Raw genomic sequence first — 19346 nt, 5'->3', positions numbered from 1 at the left:
TGCATCCGCGCCGGCAAGCGGCCCATGCCCTTATCCCGCGGGGGTCGGGGTGGAGGTGGGTGGGATGGCCGGCGGCTGTGTCGGCGGCGGAGGCGGCGGGGTGGGCGCCGGTGGCTGTGTGGGCGGCGGAGGCGGCGGGGTGGGCGCCGGCGGCTGTGTGGGCGGCACGGTGGGCTGGGGCAGGGGCTCCGCCGGCGTTGGCGTGGAGGTGGGCGGGCTCCATACCGGCGTGGGTGTCGGGGAGATGGGCGCCGGCGTGGGCGTTGGATAGGGGGTCCAGGCCGGCACGGTGGGGTACACTGGTGCGGTCGGGTATGCCGGCCGGGTCGGCCAGACCGGGGCCGCCGGGATGAACGGCAGGTACAGCACCTGCCCGACGTAAATCAGCTCGCTGGACAGGCAGTTGGCCTGCATGAGCGCCTGCAGGCTCAGCCCACAGCGGAAGGCCAGACTGCTTAGGGTATCGCCGGCCTGCACGCGATAGCGCACCCAGTGGGCCGGCGGTTGGCAGGGCGTCATGGCCGGCGGCGGGGTGGTCCCAGCCAGGACGGGCGTGGTCGGTGTCAGGGCTGGCGTTTCGGTGCTGGTCGCTGTCGGCGTGGGCGAAGAAGGGGATGTAGGCGACGGCGCGGCCTGTGCCTGGGCCGGCGTCGGCGTCTTCGTCGGGGGGACGGCAGTAGGTGTAGTCGTCGGGGTCCATGTTTCGGTGGGGGCAGGCGGGGAGGCCTGCGCGACCGGCGTCTGGCCGGCGCGCTGGAACGCCTCGGTCAGGAACATCGCGCCCACCACCGTGGCAAGCACCACCAGCACTACCGCCCCGCTGAGCAGGGTTTGCTTGAGGATGTCGCCCTTATCCGCAGATTGGCCAGCCATTGTCCCGTCCCATCACACCGCCGGCGGTCAGGAGCTGCGCGGTTTGCCTTCGCCCAGCATCCGCTCCAGCTCTTGGATTTGCTCCCGATAGCCGCGAATTTCATCTTCCAGGTTCAATTTGAGCTTGACCATGCTCTCGAGCTTGCGGTTGAGCGCGGCGGCTTCCTGCTGACTGCGGCGGGTCTCTTCCTCCTGGAGGAGGAGCCGGCGGGACAGTCGATCCAGCTCGCGCTGTTTCTCTTCGGCCGCCCGTTCCAGCGCGGCCAGGCGTTGAGCGAACAGCCGGGCGCTCTGCCGCTCCTGCTCAAGCTCTTGGTTCAGGCTCTCCAACCGCGCGCCCCATTCCTCCTCCCGGGCGCGCAGGGTCTTTTCGCTTTGTTCCAGCCGCTGGCGCAGTGCATGGAGCAGGCGGGGTGCCGCCAGCAGGGGCGCGATCCAGCCGGCCAGCCGGACGGCCAACTGCGTCTGAGCGTAGGAGAAGGGCTGTTTGGACTGGCTGTTGCCGGCGACCAATGCCCCGATCGCACGCCCTTCATAGACCAGGGGCTGTACGAGCAATGGGCCGGTCTCGCGACTGCCCATTAATGCGTACAGGAAGCGCAACTGCACGATGTCATCGGCGCCGCCCACCAGCTCCAGCTCCTTGCGGCGCAGTGCCCGGCGGATGGCCATCTGCTCGTCCAGGGGGAAGCTGACCACCTCACCGCCGCGGCCCTGCCGGGTCGGGTTATAGACCGCCACCAGGCGCATGCGGTCCTCCAGCCCCCCTTCCAGCAGTCCGATGGCGGCCTGATCCACTCCCAGCGCCCGGGCGATGGGGCCAACCAGCCGGCCGGCGACGGCCTCGGGTTCGTCCTTAGAGGGAGTGCCGTTCTCAGCCGCCTCTTCCTCCGCTCCCAGCATCTCCAGGAGCATTTCGGCCGTGTTGGTGGCGCGCAGGGGGACGAGGAGCGCCGGCTCGCCGCCGGCGGAGACCTCCAGGCGGCCCAAGACCATCTGCGTCATGGCGATGGTGAGCAGGGGATAGCCCAGCAGGGCGGCGGCGCGTTCCCAGGCCGGCGTGCCATCGGGGGCCGGCAGGGCCGCTTCCAGTATCCCCGCCAGGGCGAACAGGAAGAACATGAATGTCAGGAGGATCATATGCCGGCGCGGCTGTTCGGCGCGCGCCAGGCCGATGATACCGACGAGCGCCAGCAGGAACTGCCATGCGATCCAGAAGTAGCGGTGCCAGGTGGCAGGATAGGGGAGGCCCGCTTCCATCTCGCCGGCCCAGATGCGGGAAAGGCCGGCGGCGGCCAGCCCGATCAACAGCACCTGGGCGACCAGGAAGGGGCCGTGGAGACCGCGCCAGCGGGTGTGGGGCAGGACCATCGCCCAGACCAACACCACCAACGATACAGTATCGAGGGAGCGTTCCACGACGGGCATCCAGGAAGCCAGGGGGAGCCAGCCGGCGCTGTCCAGCGGGAGCAGGAGCGCCGGCAGGATGTGCAGGGCGATGAGCAGGGCCAGGCCCCAGAGGACAGGGCGGGTTTCTGCCGGCGCGAAGAGGCGGCGTCGGGCGAAAACGATGGCCCACGCCGCGGCCAGCGCCAACAGCACCACGAAGTGGTAGACGAAATGCCACTGGGGCGAGCCGATCAGCCCCAGGAGGTTCTCCCATACTGACATGGGCCACTCCCCATCCCTACAGATTGGACTTCGCCGACAATGGGACGAGCGTCGTCATGCTTCATCGCCATGTCAATCCGATTATACCACAGCGGGGGAGGTCGTTTCAATAGGAGAAAGGTTGGGCCGGCAGGGTTTAAGCTTAAGGGATACGTTTTTATGGGGCGTACAGGAGCCGATACGCGGCGTAATGGGCCATGACCCGTTCGAGATAGAGGCGCGTTTCGGCGATATCCACCAGGGCGTAGAAGAGATCGGGATCGCTGTCGCCGGCGATCTGCCGCCAGCGGCGGGCGTTGCCGGGGCCGGCGTTGTAGCCGGCCAGCGCGCTCAGCAAATCTCCCCCGAAGCTTTCCAACTGTTGCTGGATGTAAAAGGCGCCGAACTTGATGTTGATGTACGGCCGATAGAGGTCGCCGGTGGAGAATGGGCGCCAGCCCAACTGGAGCGCGATCCATTCGCCGGTGTCGGGGATAATCTGCATCAGGCCGTGCGCGGCGGCCCAGGACTGCGCCTGGTCGTCGAACAGGCTCTCCTGGCGGATGATGGCGTACAAGAGCAGGGGATCGAGGGAGCGCGCTCTCGCTTCCTCTTCGACCAGCTCCTGGAAATAGTCGGGGTATGCCAGCCGGCCCAGCGCGAGGGGCACCGCGCTCAGCGGCTGGCCGGAAAGGGCGATGACGCGCTGGGCGGCCAGGATGGACTGCCGATGCGCTCCCATGTCCTGGAACAGCAGAGCCAATTGGAGCAGGTGCGCGGGCTTGTCCGCATAGGCCTGGCGGATGAGGTCCATCTCAGCGTTGGCCGCCTCTCCCATGCCGATGTTCCACAACTCCTGGGCGCGCAGGAAGGCCGGCTCCCCCGTCAGCTCCTGCGCCAGTGCCTCCGGGGAGATGGTCTGGCCGTTCCAGGCGCGGAGCCACTGCCAGATGTCGGGCTCGGCGGCCGGATCGCGCGCCGGCGGAGAGGCCTCTTGCCCGATGGCTCGCAGGAGGGCCAGGGCGCGCTGGCCGTAATAATCCAGCGGGTCACCTTGTGCGACCGTCTGGAGATACGGTACGGCCTGTTCCAGCCGGCCCAGGATGAGGAGGCTTTTGCCGGCCCAGAACTGCGCCTCGCGCGCTGGTGCGTTTTGCGGGGCGGATCCCAGGAGCGTTTCCCAGCTTTCGGCGGCGCCGGCGTAATCCCCCAGGCGATACGCGCACAGGGCGGCACGGTGCCATGCCTCGGCGCTGGAGGCATGTCCCGGATAAGCGCGCGCCATCTCCACGTACGCCGCGGCGGCCTCTTTCAGCCGGCCGGCCTGCTCCAGCAGTTCGGCGCGGGCAAAGAGCGCCTGCGGTGCCAGGGAATGCTTGGGGAAGGAGCGGGCGAAGCGGGCGTACAGGCTCAGCGCGCCGTCCAGGTCTCCATTTTTCGCCGCCAGCTCGGCGCGCCGCAGCCATGCCTCGCCGGCCCAGCGGCTGTCCGGGTATTTGCTGATCAGCGTGCGGTAGGTCTGGTCCGCCTGTGCGGTTTTGCCGACGCCGGCATAGCTGGCGGCCAGGTAATATTGGGCGGTGTCGGCGTCGGTGGTCGGCCGGCCGGCGAGGTAACGCTGGAAGGCGGCGATAGCCGGCCAGTAAGCGCCGGCGTAGTAATCGATCATGCCGCGCTGGAGCTCGTTCACCTCGATTTCGAGGTTCACCAGCTCGATGAGGGCCAGGTAGGCGTAACGATTGCGCTGGTTCTGGGTGATCGCCTGGCGGAAAAAGGGGATGGCTTTTTCGGTCTTGCCGGCCGCCAGCCAGACGGAGCCGGCCTGGTAGAGTATTTTCGTCCGGTAATCCGGGAGTCGAGAGAGGCTGAGGATGTGTTCGTATTCCTGGACGGCGCCGGCGAAATTGCCGGCGGCCTGCAGGGCGCGAGCGCGCGCCTCCCGGTACTGCACCTCGAGGGCCAGGCGCGGCGCATGCTCTGCCGCCTGGAGATAGGCCTCCGCGGCCGAGGGGTGATCGGCCAGGGCGGAGTAGAGGTTGCCGATCCACTCGTAGATTTTGTCGGCGCTCTCAGGATGATGGGCGAGGTACTGCTGGAGCTGAGCGATGGCTTCCGCGTACTGGCCGCTGTCCTCCAGCGCTTTGGCCAGCCAGGCCCGGGCATGGTCGGCATGGGCATATGTCGGGTAGGCTTCCAGGAGGCGGGAGAAGGCCTGGGCCGCCTCATCGGGAAGGCCGGCGTGGAGCGCCGCCTGCCCCAGGTGGTACAGCGCATCGGCCCGGTGCGGAGCCGCACCGGGGTCCTCGGCCAATCCGCGCAGTAATTCGGCGGCCTCTTCATAACGGCCGTACCGCAGGAGCTGGAGGGCGCGGGTCAGCCGCTCCGCCGGCAACGGGGTTGGGGTGGGCGTCGGTGACGGCGTGGCGGTTGGCGTGGGCGTCCAGGTGGCGGATGCGGTGGCCGATGGCGTGCTGGTGGGCAGAGGAGAGGATGTCGACGAGGCGGTAGGAGGCGGGATCAGGGGCAGGGCATGACAGCCGGCGGCCAGCACAAGGACTGCCGCGGCCAGCAGGGCGATGAGCGGGCCAGGAAGCGGGGAGCCGGCCTGACGCCGGCTCCCTTGACGATCCCACCAGCAAGAGCGCATGCGCGGTATGCTCGATTGTGATTACGGCAGGCGGCCCAGGTTGTAGAAGGCGGCCATGCCAGGATAGTATGCGGCGGCCTCCAACTCTTCCTCGATGCGCAGGAGCTGGTTGTACTTGGCCACGCGATCGGTGCGGCAGGGCGCGCCGGTCTTGATCTGGCCGGTGTTCATGGCGACCGACAGGTCGGCGATGGTGGTATCCTCGGTCTCGCCGGAGCGGTGGGAGATGACGGCGGTCCAGCCGGCGCGTTTGGCCATCTCAATGGCGGCGATGGTCTCGGTCAGCGTGCCGATCTGGTTGAGCTTGATGAGGATGGAATTGGCCGCCCGCCGCTGGATACCGAGCTTCAGGCGCTCCACGTTGGTCACCAGCAGGTCATCGCCGACGATCTGGATGCGGTCACCCAGCCGCTGGCGCATCAGCACCCAGGAATCCCAATCGTCCTCGGCCAGGCCATCCTCGATGGAGATGATCGGGTATTTGTTCACCCAGTTCTCGTAAAAGGCGACCATCTCCTCGCCGGAGAGGACGCGGCCCTCTTTCTTGAGATGGTATTTGCCGTCCTCGTAGATTTCGCTGGCGGCGGGGTCCAGGGCCAGGAAGATCTGCTCGCCGGGCGTATAGCCGGCCTTCTCGATGGCCTCGACGATGACCTCCACGGCTTCCTCGTTGGAGCGCAGGGAGGGGGCGAAGCCGCCCTCGTCGCCGACGTTGGTGTTGTACCCGCGGCCGGCGAGCACCTTCTTGAGGCTGTGATAGATCTCGGAACACCAGCGCAGGGCCTCTGCAAAGGATGGCGCTCCCACCGGCATGATCATGAACTCCTGCAAGTCGGTGGAGCCGACGGCGTGCTTGCCGCCGTTGAGGATGTTCATCATGGGCACCGGCAGGGTGCGGGCCGAGACGCCGCCGATGTAGCGGTAGAGGGGGATTTCCAGCGCGCTGGCCGCCGCCTTGGCCACGGCCAGGGAGACGCCCAGGATGGCGTTGGCACCCAGGTTGCTTTTGTTGGGGGTGCCGTCCAGCTCAATGAGCATCTCGTCAATGCCCACCTGGTCCAGCGCGTCCCAGCCGAGCAGTTCGTTGGCGATGATGTTGTTGACGTTCTCGACGGCCTTGAGCACGCCTTTGCCGTTGTAGCGGGACTTGTCGCCGTCGCGCAGTTCGACCGCCTCATGCGCGCCGGTGGAGGCGCCGGACGGCACCGCGGCGCGGCCGATGGCCCCGCTTTCCAGAACGACTTCCACCTCCACGGTGGGGTTGCCGCGGGAATCCAGGATTTCCCGGGCGAAGATTTCTTCGATCGTGGTCATAGAGCAATTCCTCCTCAAGGAAATGGATATTGCCAGTTGGGGTGGGGTCATGCCGGCTTCTGGAGGCCGGCCAGCGCGTACAAGCGCGCGAAGTCAAACCGCTCCTGCATCAACTCCATAAAGCGTGCCAGCTTCTTGCGCTGATGGAAGCGGGTCCTGCCGAAATACTGATAGATGCGGGCAACCGTGGACATGGTGTCGTATTTGGACAGCACAATGGGTACGCCCACATGCTTTGCTCGCTCCAGGATCACGGTGCTGGGATACAGGTTGCCGGTCAGCACCAGACAGCGGGTGGAGGTCTCCAGCGCCGCGAGCTGGATATCGGCGCGGTCGCCGCCGGTGATGACCGCCTTGTTGGGCTTGAGGCGGAAGTACGCCAGGGCGGAATCCACGCTCATGGCGCCGATCATGAAATGCTCGACGAGCTGATCCAGGGCATCCTCACAGCACAGCACACGCCCTTCTACCACTTCGGCCAGCTCGCGGACATCCAGGGACTGCAGGAGCTGGTCCTCGGGCAGGATGCCCAGGACCGGGACGCGATGGCGTTCAAGGTAGGGCTGGAGCACATCCGAGACGTGTCCCAGATAGGGGCGCGGCACGGCGTTGATGACCACGCCCAGCATGGTATCGCCGAGGATTTCCCGGGCGGCCAGAACGTCGTCGAGGAGGTTATCGGCGTAGCGGGCGACGACCAGCTCGTGTGCTCCGAGGATATCGGCGAGGCGGTACGCCGGCAGGCCAATCAGAAAGCCCTCGCGCAGGTTGGTGCCGGCTTCCAACAGCATCACCTCGCGCCCCTGCGCCAGTTGATGATAGGCCTCCTGGATGCGGCCGGCAAAATCCATCTGCACCTCGCCCCGCAGGATGGCTTCCTCAAACTGTGGGGTGAGGGCAACCGGGTTCAGCAGTTCATGTGGCTCGGGCAGGGAGAAGGTTTCCTTGATGAAGGCCACGTCGGGGTCGGTGGTTTGGCCGGCGATGGACCGCGCGGCGCGGCTCACCGGCTTCATGTAGCCGAAGCGGATGCCGTCCTGGGAAAAGCGCATGGCCAGGCCGACGCATACGGCGCTTTTGCCGGCGAAGGTCTCGGCGGATGTGACATAAATTGCGACCACGGCTTCCTCCTCCATGTCAGGCGAGCGCGGAGCGGCTTTCTATCTCATCCATCATACCTGAAGTAGGGCAATTCGGCAAAAGAGGGCCTTGTGCCTTCGGGATGACAGTCGCCTCAAAGGTGGCCCACATCCTGCCGGCGGGGGGCGGGACGCAGTTTGCGCAGAAGGCGTTCGCGCCGGCGCTCCAGCCCCTCCAGCATGAGCGCTCGCGCCGGCGAGGGGCGCAGGCCGGCCGCGGTGGCGATGGCTTGTTCCGTGAATTCCAGGGCGCGAGGGATGTCGCGCCTCTGCCATTCATGGTATTTGGCGAGGTCCACCAGGATTTCCACCGCTTGCTCGACCTCGCCGGCGGCCATCAGTGCCTGCCACAGCCCCAACGCCTCCTCGTGGCGGTGGGCGCGCCTCAGGAGCGCCGAGAGCCGGCGGAGAAGCCGCGATCGTTCCTCTGGCGAGAGGGGGTGGGCCAGTGCCTCACGGTACAGCGTGATGGCGCGATCCAGGTCTCCGTGGGATTCGTGCCAGCGGGCAAGGCCGGCCAGCTCCAGGGGGTGCCGGCCGGCCTCCGCCGGGTTTTCCAGCAGGCGGCACAGATGATTCGCCAGGGTGACCATGGAGAGGATGTCCTGCTGGTTATGGTAGAAGACGCCGGCCAGCGGGGTCGCCTCGCCGGTCTGCAGATACTCGAAATACAGGCTTGGGATCATCCAGCTCGGCACATCGGTGCCGGCGCGGCGCACCGCCAGGACGGCCTGTTCCAGGGATGAGAGGGCGCAGGACATCAGCACACGGCGCCAGACCCGCCGTGCCGGCCGCAGGAGGTCCATGTGCGGCAGGCGGGAGAGCCGGCTGGGCAGGCGCTGGAGCGCCAGCCGTGTCTCCAGGATGGGGATATCGAAGGAGCGGCCGTTGAAGCTCCCGAGGGCGCCGAACGGCTCCAGCGCCTCGATCAGGGCGCTCATCTGCGCCGGTTCCTCGTCGTAATCCCGCATGAAATACTGCCGGATGATGAAGGTCTGGTCATCGGGGAAGAATCCGATGCCTACCAGGAAGGCGTAGGTGCCGGTGCCACCGGCCAACCCGGTCGTTTCCGTGTCCAGGAAGACGATCTGGCGCGGGTCCAGGGCCGGCGTTTGTTCGGGAGGATCCAGCAGGCGGGCCAGGATTTCGGGGGAGCGGTGGAACAGGTCGCCCAGGGGCCAGCGGCCGTGCGGCCTGTCGGCGGTGAAGCGCTGTTCGGAGACGAAACAGGGGCCGGCCGGCGTCTCGATAATTTGGCCGGGGACGACTTCCTCGATGGGGCGATAGAGCCGGCGGCGGGTCAGGCCGGCACTGCGCGCCGGGCTGTCCCGTAGCATTCCCAGGGTTTGCAGACGTCTGCGCCAGTCCATCGCTTACTGCTCCGACCGGGTGCCGTCCAGGCCGTCCAGGAAATATGTCTGGTTCATAAAGCGAATTTCCCAGCGCCCATCCGTCCAGCCCAGGCAGTGCACGCCGCAGTTGTGCGTCCAGATGGAAATGCCGTGGCATCCGATGAGCAGACGCACCATGGTGCCGATGGTGCCGCCGTGAGATACCACCAGCACCTTTTCATGGGAGGATGCCAGCGCGGTTTCGATGATGTGCTGGACGGCGGATTGGACCTGCCGGCGGAAGGACTGATAGCGGGCCGGCAGGGGCGAGAAGCGATCTCCGCAGATAGGGTCCAGAGGGTGCTGGAACTGCGGCAAGACCTCCAGCAGATGGAATTCCGATTCGCGCAGGGCGTCGATGACCACAGGCGCCGGCGCATCCAGGTGGCGCAGAAGGCCCTCCGCGGTCTGGCGCGCCCGCAGGAGGGGGCTGGTGTACACGGCATCGAAGCGGCCGAAGCGCGCCAGCCACACGCCGGCGCGCTCCGCCTGCTTCCAGCCCAGCGAGGTGAGCGGGCTGTCGGCGCCGGCTTCCTCCCCGATCAGGTTGTACTGCGATTGTCCATGGCGGATCAGGAATAACAGCATGTTCGCGGACGGTGTCCTACTGCTGGTCCTGCTCTTTTTTCATCTCCTCGCGCGTCTGGGCGAGGTAGTCGTTCAGCTTGCCCAGCAGTTTCTCCAGCTCCTCGTTCAGCTCCCGCAGGCCGGTGGTCATCGCTTCCTGGATATCCTCCACAATGGGACTGCCGGCGGTCGTCTGAATAGTCTCCTCGGCCTTGGCGCGCACCTTTTCGGCTGTATCGCTGGACAGCAGTTCGTCGAACAGGGTGCGAAATTCCTGGGATACCTTTTGCAGGCCTTCCTGAATCTGGTCTTCCAGGGCGCGCCGCTGGGGGCTGTTCCAGAGCAGCCGGCCGGCTTCCCCCACCTGTTCGCCCAGGCGCTTCAGCTCCTGCTTCAGGCTTTCCAGGTCTTCCGGGCGCAGACCCTGCCCTTGCGGGTTATTTTCTGTGGACATTCCAGCGCTCCTTTCACCACCCTTCCGACGCATCGGAGGGATGCTGGCGTTCCGCCAGCCACTGCCGCAACAGCGGCACGACTTCATTTCGGTCGACCGTCACCTGCTCGGCCTTATCCAGGTCCCGCAGGGTGACCTTGCCGGCCTGCACCTCGTCTGGCCCCAGGATAGCAACGAAGGGGATGCCCTTCTGGCTGGCGTAGCGGATTTGGGAGCCGATTTTGCCGACCTCAAAGGACAGTTCGACGTGGATATCCTGCCGGCGCAGTTCCTGGCAGAGCTGGATGGAGGCCGGCCGGGTGGACTCGTCGAAGATGGTGACCAGGAGCTGGGCGGTGGTGCGCCCTAACGACGGCGGGTACATGCCCAGTTCCTCGATGACATCAATAATCCGCTCGATGCCCACCGTCGTGCCGGTGACCGGCAGGGAGCGGCCGGTGAAGAGGCCGATCAGATCGTCGTAGCGGCCGCCGCCGGTGATGCTCCCGATCTTCGGTTCCTGGACGATGGTCTCGTAGATCGGCCCGGTATAATAGCTCAGCCCCCGCACCATGGAGAAGGCGAGCTGATAGCGTTCCTCGGGCACGCCGAACTCGTGCAGGTACTGGATCAGTTCCTCCAGCTCTTTCAGGCCCTTTTCGGCCGCCGGCAGACCCTCCAGCCGCCGGCGCATGTCGGCCAGCAGTTCTGCGTTGGTGCCCTCCATGCGGAGCAGGGACAGCAGGCGGTCAGCGGCTTTCGCCGGCACCCCGCCGGCGAGCATCTCCTGGCGCACGCCCTCTTCCCCGATCTTGTCCAGCTTGTCGATGGAGCGGTACAGGGCGCCGGCTTGCTCACCCTGCACGCCGGCATATTCGCCCAGCGCGGCCAGCAACTGCCGGTGATTGATGAAGATGGTGTAATTGGTGAAGCCCAGCCGGCTCAGGACGTCATGGATCAGGGTGATGATCTCGGCGTCTGCCAGCATGCTGGCGGTGCCCACGATGTCGGCGTCGCACTGATAGAACTGGCGGTAGCGGCCTTTGGCCGGCCGCTCCGCCCGCCACACCGGCGCAATCTGATAGCGCTTGAAGGGCAGGCGCAGTCCCGGATTCATGGCGATGAAGCGGGTCAGCGGCACGGTGAGGTCATAGCGCAGTGCCAGCTGCTCTTTGCCGCCCACATGGCTGACGTCATAGATGAGGCGTTCGGCGTCCTCGCCGTATTTGCCCATCAGCACCGAGCGCAGTTCCACCGCCGGCGTCTCCAGGGGCTCAAAGCCGTAGGCCTTGAAGGTCTTCTCGATCACCCCCATGACGTATTGGCGGAGGATCATCTGCTGAGGGGGGATGTCCCGCATGCCGCGGGGCAGGCGTGGTTCCACATGCGGCATAATGGTCATGCTCCTCCTGATGGCGTTCTGCGGATGGCCGGCGTGCTCGCGTATAAAAAAGGGAACCAGGTCATATCAGCCATGGTTCCCCTCGCGCCGGGATATAAAAGGGGTGGACGACGGGGCTCGAACCCGTAACACCTGGTTCCACAGACCAGTGCTCTACCGTTGAGCTACGCCCACCACGTCTGCTCAGCCCTAAGTATAGCATAACCGGCCAAAACGTGCAAACTTTTCCTGCACTTACTCCAGCATCCCTAAGATTGGGCCTCCTGCCGGCCGGCGGAGGCCAATTTCAAAGCTTAAAAATCGCCCGATGGGTATGGCGGCCTGTATTGCCCCTTTCCCCGGGCCGGCCGGATATGGTACAATATATGATGCAGAGTTCGAACGAGGGTGCGCATGTCCAGGTTCAAGAGCTTGCTGGACCCGGTGCCAATTGATGACCCTACGGAGACCGTCCAGATCCGCAAGCGCGCCAGCCTGCGGGTGCGCGGCCTGGGATGGGGCGGCCTGGCGGTGTGGGTGCTGGTGCTGACGGCCGGCTGGCTCGGTCGAGGCATCATCACGGCCGGCGCGACCGATGGGGTACAGCCCATCGTCGGCGGACTGCTGTTGTTCGGCCTGCTCGGACTGCTGTTCTGGAATGTGTACCGCCTGCTGGCCGGCTGGCCGGCGCGCTACGTCCTGCAGGGCTATCGGATTCAGCGGCATTATCTCCTGGGAGCTTTTCAAACGTCTTCCTCGGAGGTGCGCCAGGTGCGCCTGAACAATCGGACACTGCCGGCGGAGGTGCTGGGGGCACTGGACCTGGCGAACGCGGAATCGGTCCAGCCGGCGGTACTGTCCGGCATCTGGAAGGCGATGGAGACCGGTCACATCCTGCTCTGGGCGCGCGGCCGGCCAACGCCGTACCTGATCCCCTTTGTGCGCCATGCGGAGGCCAAGGCCGCGGAAATCCGCCGCCGGCTGGAGCACCTGCGCGCTCGCGGCCTGTTGGCCATCTCGGAGGAGCAGGAAAGCCCGCAGAAGCCTTACGCCTTCTGGGCCGGCGTTATCCCCCAGCTCTTCTACTCCTCCCTGGCCGCCGTTGCTGTCCTGTTTCTTGCCCTGCTCTGGCTGACCCTGTACCTTGTCCGGCCCCAGGACCTCCTGGCTTTCACCGTCATCTGGCTGGTGCTGACTATTCTGACGCCGCTGGTTGGCCTGCCCTGGTTCCTCATTTCGTTCCTGGATTGGTGGTTCTGCGTGTATGTCGTCACGAATAAGCGCATCATCCTGCGGCGCGGCGTCCTGGCGTTGGTGCGGCAGGTCCTGCCGCTGGAGGATGTCAACTCTGTCACGGCGGTGCGGGTGGGGCTGGGGAGGTTCTTGAACGTGGGACATGTGCAGATCACGACCGCCGGCCGCTCCAGCAACCTGGTGATGGAGGATGTCGCGGACCCGGTCAGCGTCAGTAACCGCATTCAGGAACTGCAGGAGCTGGTGCGCCGGCAGAGCACCGTCATGGAGTTGAGCGAGATCAACAGCCGGCTGGAGGCTGTACTGCATCTCCTGCCCCCCTCTGGGCCGGCGAAACAATCATAAGGATGGGCTATGTCGAGCTTTAAGCCAATCGTCTGGCGCAAAACGATACTGGTGCTCCTGGATGCCCTGAAGGTGCCTATCCTGCAGGTCCTGCTGACGATCGCCATGGTTATCCTGGGGGAACTTGTCCTGAAGCGCGTCAGCGTTACCATACCACTGAGCCTGGCTGTGATTGCCTGCGGCATCTGGACCACCACCTATCTGGCGCGCCAGCTTCGCGCCGTGGAGAAGGCGGAGAAAGCGAAGAAAGAGGAGAAAAAGGGTAAGAAGAAAGAGGAAGAGAAGAGAAAGCTGGAGAGCGAGTCCGCCGCGGCGCGGCGCAAGGCTCTGCTGGCTAAGCTCTCGGCGCCGGTGCGCCGGCTGGTGGCCGGCGTCAGCGGCCTCATGTCCATCACCCTGACCCTGGCGGTGCTGGTCTCCCTCCTGATCCGTGAGGAGCCGCTCATCCTCTTCATCATCGGTTATTATCTGTTCCTGGCCGCCTGGATCGGCATCGAGTTCTGGGACTGGTATAACGACCAGTATATCCTGCGGGAGGACCGCATCATTGACATTACCCGTCTGCCCTTGATCTATGAACAGCGCACCGAGGCGCCCCTGGCAATGGTGCAGAACGCCTCGGTTTCCCGCACGGGGTGGGGCGTGATCTTCGACTACGGCAATGTGCTGGTGGAGACCGCCGGCTATGCCCGCCCCATCCTGTTCGAGAATGTGCCGCATCCCCAGCGCATTCAGGAGCGCATCTTCCAGCAGATCGACGCCCTGGCCAAGAAACAGCGTGTCGAACAGCAGGCCCAGGTCGCCGCGCAGACCCAGCAGTGGTTCGCCGCCTACCATACCCTGGTCGGGGGCATCCGCGATGTGCAGTTCCCCGTGGAGGTCGAAGCCGGCCAGCCTTTTTCCATCAAGTGGCGTGTGCAGGGGCCGGCGGGCCGGCTGTACCGCACCTGGCTGGTGTGGGACGTGGTGAGCCGGCTGGAGCAGAAGGGGGAATATGCCTGGGCCGTGCGGCCGTACGGCCGGCCGGCCTATCGGGGGACTATCGCGGAGGACCCGGATGGAGTGGGGAGCGGCCTGCATGCCGTGCGGGGCCTCATACTGCCGCCCGATGTGAGCAACATGTACTTCCGCGTCGCCGTGCAGTTCGACGGCGAGCAGGTGATATATTCCAGCCCGGAGATGAGCATCCGCGTGGCCGAACGATACTATGTTTGACGCCGCCGGCGCCGCGCGGTAGAATGGAGTTATCCGAAAGGGTGCAGATCAGGAAACAGGTCCATCGAAATGCCCGATAAGCGCAGTGTGGATGAGCTGACAATCGAGGAGCTGGAGCAGATCCTGCTCATGCGGAAGCGGCAGGCGCGGCTGGAGCGTCTGCGCCGGCTCGGTTCCTCGCGCGCCCCAGCCGCCCACCTGCTGAGCGAGGCAGAGGATGAGCCGTCTGTCCCCGCGCGCCGGGAGCACCGGCCGGCTCCTGCAGAGCCGACGCCGGCCCGCCGGCGCGTGAACCTGCGCTGGGTGCGGGATACCTTCCTGCTCATCGTCGAGGTCCTGGCGCTGATCGGACTGCTGATCGTGCTCGGCGCCTCACTGCTCAACCTGCGCACCCTGAACCAGGAGGTAGCGCAGGCCCGTGAGCCGGCGCCTACGCCCACTCCCACGCCGCTCATCCAGGTGAAGGTGCTCCCCGGCGCGCATGCTCCCCCCAGCAGTATCAGCTCCGTCCCCCAGCGCCTGGCCGACCTGGTACAGCCGCTGGTGCCGGTGCCCATCCCCACCCCCGGACCGCAGTCGCCGACCCGCATCGTCATCCCCTCCATCGGGGTGGATGCGCCGGTGGTGGAAGGGGACGATTGGGAGCAGTTGAAGAAGGGCGCCGGCCATCACATCGGCTCGGCCAACCCCGGCGAGCGGGGCAACTGCATCATCTCCGCCCATAACGACATCTTCGGCGAGATATTTCGCGACCTGGAGAAGGTGGAGCTGGAGGATGAGGTCCTGGTCTATGCCGGCGATGTCGCCTTCCGTTATATCGTGAAGGCCAAGCGCATCGTTGACCCGGACGACGTCACGGTCATGGCGCCCACCTCGACGCCGGTGTTGACCCTGATCACCTGCTATCCCTACATGATTGACACGCATCGGTTGGTGGTCATCGCGGAACTTGCCCGCTGATGGTTTCCGTGGCATAATGCCGCGGCGATATCTCGTCGTCAAGGAGCGTATCCAGGCATGGCCAAGAAACAACAGAAGAGTCGTAAGGTGTCTCAGGCTCGTCGCCGGCAGGCGCCGGCCGCACGCCCCACCTCCACCGAGGCCGCTCCTGCTTCGGTGCCGGCGTCTTCGCCTCAAACTTCCGTGCGCGCTGCCCGCTCGGAAATGCTCAAGGCCCAGATCATGGAGAACCTGCGCCACGAGTACCGCTATGTGCTGGCGGACCTGCGCCGGCTGGGCATCATCGCGGCGGTGATGTTCGGGGTGCTGATCGCATTGGCCTTTGTTTTCCCACTGCTTGGCTTCTAACGCCCTTTCCTGTGTCCGAAACAGCAAGGGGCTTCGCTAATAGCGCGAAGCCCCTTTTGCGCGCTTACGCCCGGGTTTTCCGCCGCTTTCCTGCCCAGAGGCCGATGCCCAGGCCGGCGGCGGTCAGCCCGCACAGCGCCACCCCGATCCACCACGTGATGGGCGAAAATCGCAGTACCACGAGGCTCTCGCCGGCCGGCAGGGGCACGGCGCGGAAAAGATAGTTGGCGCACAGGACCGGCGCCGGCTTCCCGTTGACCCATGCCTTCCAGCCGGGATAATAGACCTCGCTCAGCACCAGGAGCCCTTTCGACCCCGTGCGCACCTGTAGCACCATGCGGTTGGGGTGCATTTCCAGGATGTGCACCTCGTCCGGGCCGGCCGGCGGCTCTACCTCTGCCGGCGCCTCCAGCACGGCGGTCACTGCCGGCTCAAAGCCCGGCGCGTGGATGCGGGCGTACGCCTCTTCATGGTCATCGACGGTGATAATTTGGTGCACGACCCAGGCGCGCGGCAGGGCCTGGGTATTGAGGTAGACGTTCAACTGCGGGTCGCCATCGAAAACGGGCACGAAGCGGCTCCAGTCCAGCTCCACGTCCTTGCCGGCGATGACGTATTTCACATTCAGCGCATCATAGAGGCGCGTGGAGCGGCTCCCCAGCCCATCCCAATAGCGTGCCGTATCGCGCGGCAGAAGCGGGTTCACGATTCCGGAGACATCGTACAGCCCATAGAGCAGAGCAGTATCGGGCTGCCAGAACTGGTCGATGCCGGTGCGGGCGTCAATGCGGAAGAGCGAAGGGTCGCTTTTCAGAAAAGCGATGATTTCCGGATGATGGAAGGTGCTGGTCGGGTCCTTCGTCCCCAGGTCAATGTAGCTCCCCGTACTGCTGAGGTCGAAGAAGATGAGCGCGACGGCCAGCACGCCCAGGGTTGCCGGCCGGATGCGGCCGTAGCGGCGCGCGGCGAACAGCGCCAGGCTCCCCAACGTGAACACCGCGAACAGGCCGGCGCCGTTGGCGGAGACCGACAGGCGCAGGAAAATGGTGGGGTCCTTGTCCTGGCTCAGCAGGAGGGCCAGGTACACCACGCACCAGACGGCGAACACTGCCGCCAGGCCCAACCAGGACAGGACGCGCCACCAGCGCGCCAGCACCGCCCTGTGCCGGCGCGGCAGGGGCCGCAGGAGCGCGTCCAACCCGAGGGCACACAGGCCGGCCACGGCGAAATCGAACATGACGATGAAGCGCGCCGGCGCCCGCATCTGTCCCATGCCGGGCACCAGTTGATAGAGCCAGCCGTGGAGCAGGGCGTACAATCCCATGGCCACGATGAAACCGCCGGCCGCCAGCGCCAGCAGGAAGCGCCCCAGGCGCTCCCGGCGCAGGATGACGCCGGCGGCGGCCAGCAGGAGCGGCAGGATGCCGATGTAGCCCGTCTCCACACGGTCCCACATGCCCCAGTGCAGGGCCGGCCCGCGCCCGAAAAAGGTCGGCACCAGCAGGCTGATGAACTGACCGGGCGCGAAAGAGTACTGCACTGTCTGGCTGTAGCTCCAGGCGGTGCGCTGGGTGAAGCCGGCATGGTACAGGGACGGGAGCAAGACCGGCGCGCTGAGGCCGAAGGCGACCGCGCCGGTAAGGACCAGGTACAGCGCCGGCGCGAGAATGTCCCGCCACACGCCTTTCCTGCGCCAACGGGAACCCATTGCCCACACGGCCCAGAAAGCCAGCACGAGCGCGATAAAGAGGGTGATCTGGATATGGCCGGCCAGCGTGGCGACCCCCAGCGTCAGCCCGCTCCAGGCGGCCAGCGCCGGCCGGCGGTCCTCCAGAGAGCGGTGGAACAGCAGGAACACCAGCGGCATCCAGGCCGCCACGGCAATCATGTTCAGATTGCCGAAGTGCACGATGAAAAAGTCAGAGAACATGAAAGCCACCGCGCCGGCCAGGCAGGCCAGCCGGCGCAGGCGTCCTTCGGGATGCTCGCGCCGGCGCATGAAGCGCAGGAAGAGATACATCGCGGCGCCGGCCAGGAAAAAGTGGAAGGTCGCCAGCCATTCGAGATGGCGATAGGTGAAGGCCGGCGTCATGGCATAGAACAACAGGTACACCGGATAGAGCAGGCCCGACTGAATGTCCCCGATGAAGGGCATCCCGCCGTACAGGTGCGGGTTCCACAGCGGCAGGATGCCCTGGCGCAGGGAGTCGGCGGCAAAGCGGTAGGTGGGGTAGAGGAACGAGGCCAGGTCGCCGCCGTCCGCCGGCATCCACACGTCGCCGGCCAGCAGAGGGCGCCAGAAAAAGCCGATGGCCAGCAGTGCGATCACAGCCAGGTAGAGGACGTCGCGGTCCAGGTCCTCGGAGAGCCGGCCGCGGCGGCGCGCCCACCACAGGCCGAACCAGGTGCCTATCAGGATCAGTGCTGTCAGCGCAAAGAACATCCGCCTTTCTCCTTACCGCTCACGGTTTGACCACCTGCACGCTTCCCACGATGACGCGCTGGCCCTGGGGATTGCCGGCCGCGTCCAGCAGATCGAGGTTGGCCCGCGTCTCGACATCATAGACGCCGGCGTAGAGGGTGTACTCGCCGGCCGGGGCATCCGCCGGCAGGGGGATGCGGTAATATTCCCAGACCAGCTCATTCTCCCCCCAACGGGTGGTCGGCGAGGCGTTGAAGACCGGCTGGCGGTCCTCCTGTGCCCAGCGATGGCCGGCGGCATCCTCTACATGCACGAAGAACTTATAATCCCGCGACGGCTGGGCCAGGCTGATCCACCACAGCCGCAGGGTGATCTCACTGCCGGCGGGGGAGGCATACGCTTCCACGCCGGCCAGCGCGAACTGATCGGCGAAATTGGCCCAAAGCGGAGCGGGCGTCACGACGGTGCTCTCTCGGCTGCGCCAGAGGGCACTGCCGGTGATGATGCCGGTGAGGAGTGCCAGGGCCAGCAGGAGCCGCCACTCTCGCCGCCAGATCAGCAGTCCGAGGCCGGCGGCCAGCGTCAGCAGGGATACCCACGTCCCCAGCCGGCGCACCGGGGTTGGGCCGAAGCGAAACGTCACCACATGCTCGCCGGCCGGTATATCCACCGTCAGCAGTCCCATCGGCGTGCTGGGATACACTTCTGTCGGCCGGCCATCTACCCAAGCCTGCCAGCCGGGGAAGTAAAAGCTGTGCAGGCGCAGGGCGGTCGGGCGCAGGGCCGTGAGCCGGAGGCGCAGTTCCGCCGGCGCATGGCGCTCGACGACCAGGCCGGCGATGGTGGGCGGAGGGCTGGCCTCCGGAGGCGGGGGCGCCGGCAAGATCAGCTCATCGGCCGACACTGCCACCCAGGCCGGCACCGATTCGAAAATCCAGGGGTCGCGCCATTCCCGCGCCGCCAGGAATAACTGCTGTTCATAGGCCGCCATGCCCTCCAGGTTCACATCAGACTCCTGCAGGGGGCGGGAGTCAAAGGGGTATGGCAGGGGGTCATGGGGCAGGGCAAGGAGCGATGTCAGCGCCAGGCCGGCGGCGATGAGCAGGGCGTATGTGCCGGCGCCGGCCCGCCAGAGAGGGGACACCCGTGCGGCCGGCGCTGTGGCGGCGAGGCCAGCGCCTATCAGGCCGGCGGTGCCCAGGCTCACTATCAACTGCCAGCGCCAGGGGAACTGCAGGTAGAGCAGTCCCGGGCCGATACGCCATACCCAGGCCGCCGGCCGGGTCATCAGGAAAAGCCCCACCACTAGGGCCCCGCCGCAGGCGAGCACCCAATCCCGGGGGTGCGGCCGGAGGTGCCGCCAGCGCAAAACGACGATGATGAGCGCGAGGGCCAGGCCAATCACCG

General features: G+C 66.1%; 15 protein-coding genes and 1 tRNA gene. 4 read left to right on the top strand and 12 right to left on the bottom strand.

The window, feature by feature from the left end:
- Window positions 1–30: 30 nt before the first annotated feature.
- From H5T60_01900 to H5T60_01855, 10 genes are all read right to left on the bottom strand, one after another.
- Window positions 31–873: a LysM peptidoglycan-binding domain-containing protein gene (locus tag H5T60_01900; protein MBC7241182.1), complete on the bottom strand. Its 843-nt coding sequence runs from the start codon at window positions 871–873 to the stop codon at window positions 31–33.
- Between the two features lie 27 nt (window positions 874–900).
- Window positions 901–2544, bottom strand: coding sequence for a GAF domain-containing protein (locus H5T60_01895; GenBank protein ID MBC7241181.1), 1644 nt, complete (start codon window positions 2542–2544; stop codon window positions 901–903).
- A gap of 157 nt (window positions 2545–2701) precedes the next feature.
- Window positions 2702–5170, bottom strand: a complete 2469-nt coding sequence (locus H5T60_01890; GenBank protein ID MBC7241180.1) for a tetratricopeptide repeat protein — start codon at window positions 5168–5170, stop codon at window positions 2702–2704.
- Between the two features lie 21 nt (window positions 5171–5191).
- Window positions 5192–6484 (bottom strand): phosphopyruvate hydratase, encoded by a 1293-nt coding sequence (eno, locus tag H5T60_01885; GenBank protein MBC7241179.1) that lies wholly within the window; start codon window positions 6482–6484, stop codon window positions 5192–5194.
- Window positions 6485–6531: 47 nt separating this feature from the next.
- Entirely contained in the window at window positions 6532–7605 is a 1074-nt protein-coding gene (locus H5T60_01880; GenBank protein ID MBC7241178.1) for a phosphotransacetylase family protein, read from the bottom strand.
- Window positions 7606–7718: 113 nt separating this feature from the next.
- Window positions 7719–8993 carry a tetratricopeptide repeat protein gene (locus tag H5T60_01875; protein MBC7241177.1) on the bottom strand — a complete coding sequence of 425 codons (1275 nt, stop codon included), beginning with the start codon at window positions 8991–8993 and terminating at the stop codon, window positions 7719–7721.
- A 3-nt stretch (window positions 8994–8996) separates the two neighbouring features.
- A complete protein-coding gene (locus H5T60_01870; GenBank protein ID MBC7241176.1) occupies window positions 8997–9602 on the bottom strand; it encodes a histidine phosphatase family protein in 606 nt (201 codons plus the stop codon).
- 16 nt (window positions 9603–9618) lie between these two features.
- Entirely contained in the window at window positions 9619–10035 is a 417-nt protein-coding gene (locus tag H5T60_01865) for a hypothetical protein (protein ID MBC7241175.1), read from the bottom strand.
- 13 nt (window positions 10036–10048) lie between these two features.
- Complete coding sequence (gene hisS / locus H5T60_01860; GenBank protein ID MBC7241174.1) at window positions 10049–11416, bottom strand: histidine--tRNA ligase; 1368 nt, start codon at window positions 11414–11416, stop codon at window positions 10049–10051.
- 102 nt (window positions 11417–11518) lie between these two features.
- Window positions 11519–11590, bottom strand: a tRNA-His gene (locus tag H5T60_01855).
- A gap of 219 nt (window positions 11591–11809) precedes the next feature.
- On the opposite strand from H5T60_01855, the gene H5T60_01850 reads away from it, so the two are divergent.
- The 4 genes from H5T60_01850 (at window position 11810) to H5T60_01835 (ending at window position 15517) form a co-directional block, all read left to right on the top strand.
- Window positions 11810–12994, top strand: a complete 1185-nt coding sequence (locus H5T60_01850) for a PH domain-containing protein (protein ID MBC7241173.1) — start codon at window positions 11810–11812, stop codon at window positions 12992–12994.
- 9 nt (window positions 12995–13003) lie between these two features.
- Window positions 13004–14209, top strand: coding sequence for a PH domain-containing protein (locus tag H5T60_01845; GenBank protein ID MBC7241172.1), 1206 nt, complete (start codon window positions 13004–13006; stop codon window positions 14207–14209).
- A 69-nt stretch (window positions 14210–14278) separates the two neighbouring features.
- A complete protein-coding gene (locus tag H5T60_01840; GenBank protein ID MBC7241171.1) occupies window positions 14279–15169 on the top strand; it encodes a class D sortase in 891 nt (296 codons plus the stop codon).
- An 87-nt stretch (window positions 15170–15256) separates the two neighbouring features.
- Entirely contained in the window at window positions 15257–15517 is a 261-nt protein-coding gene (locus H5T60_01835) for a hypothetical protein (protein ID MBC7241170.1), read from the top strand.
- Between the two features lie 64 nt (window positions 15518–15581).
- On the opposite strand, the gene H5T60_01830 is transcribed toward H5T60_01835, so the two are convergent.
- Together H5T60_01830 and H5T60_01825 are read right to left on the bottom strand one after the other, a co-directional pair.
- Window positions 15582–17960, bottom strand: a complete 2379-nt coding sequence (locus H5T60_01830; GenBank protein ID MBC7241169.1) for a YfhO family protein — start codon at window positions 17958–17960, stop codon at window positions 15582–15584.
- A 19-nt stretch (window positions 17961–17979) separates the two neighbouring features.
- On the bottom strand, window positions 17980–19346 hold a 1367-nt coding region (locus H5T60_01825; protein ID MBC7241168.1), incomplete at its 5' end, for a hypothetical protein.

Source organism: Anaerolineae bacterium (assembly GCA_014360855.1).
Taxonomy (GTDB): Bacteria; Chloroflexota; Anaerolineae; order JACIWP01; family JACIWP01; genus JACIWP01.
The sequence above is the reverse complement of the archived record's forward strand: the minus strand, read 5'-3'. Positions and strand labels throughout refer to the sequence as shown.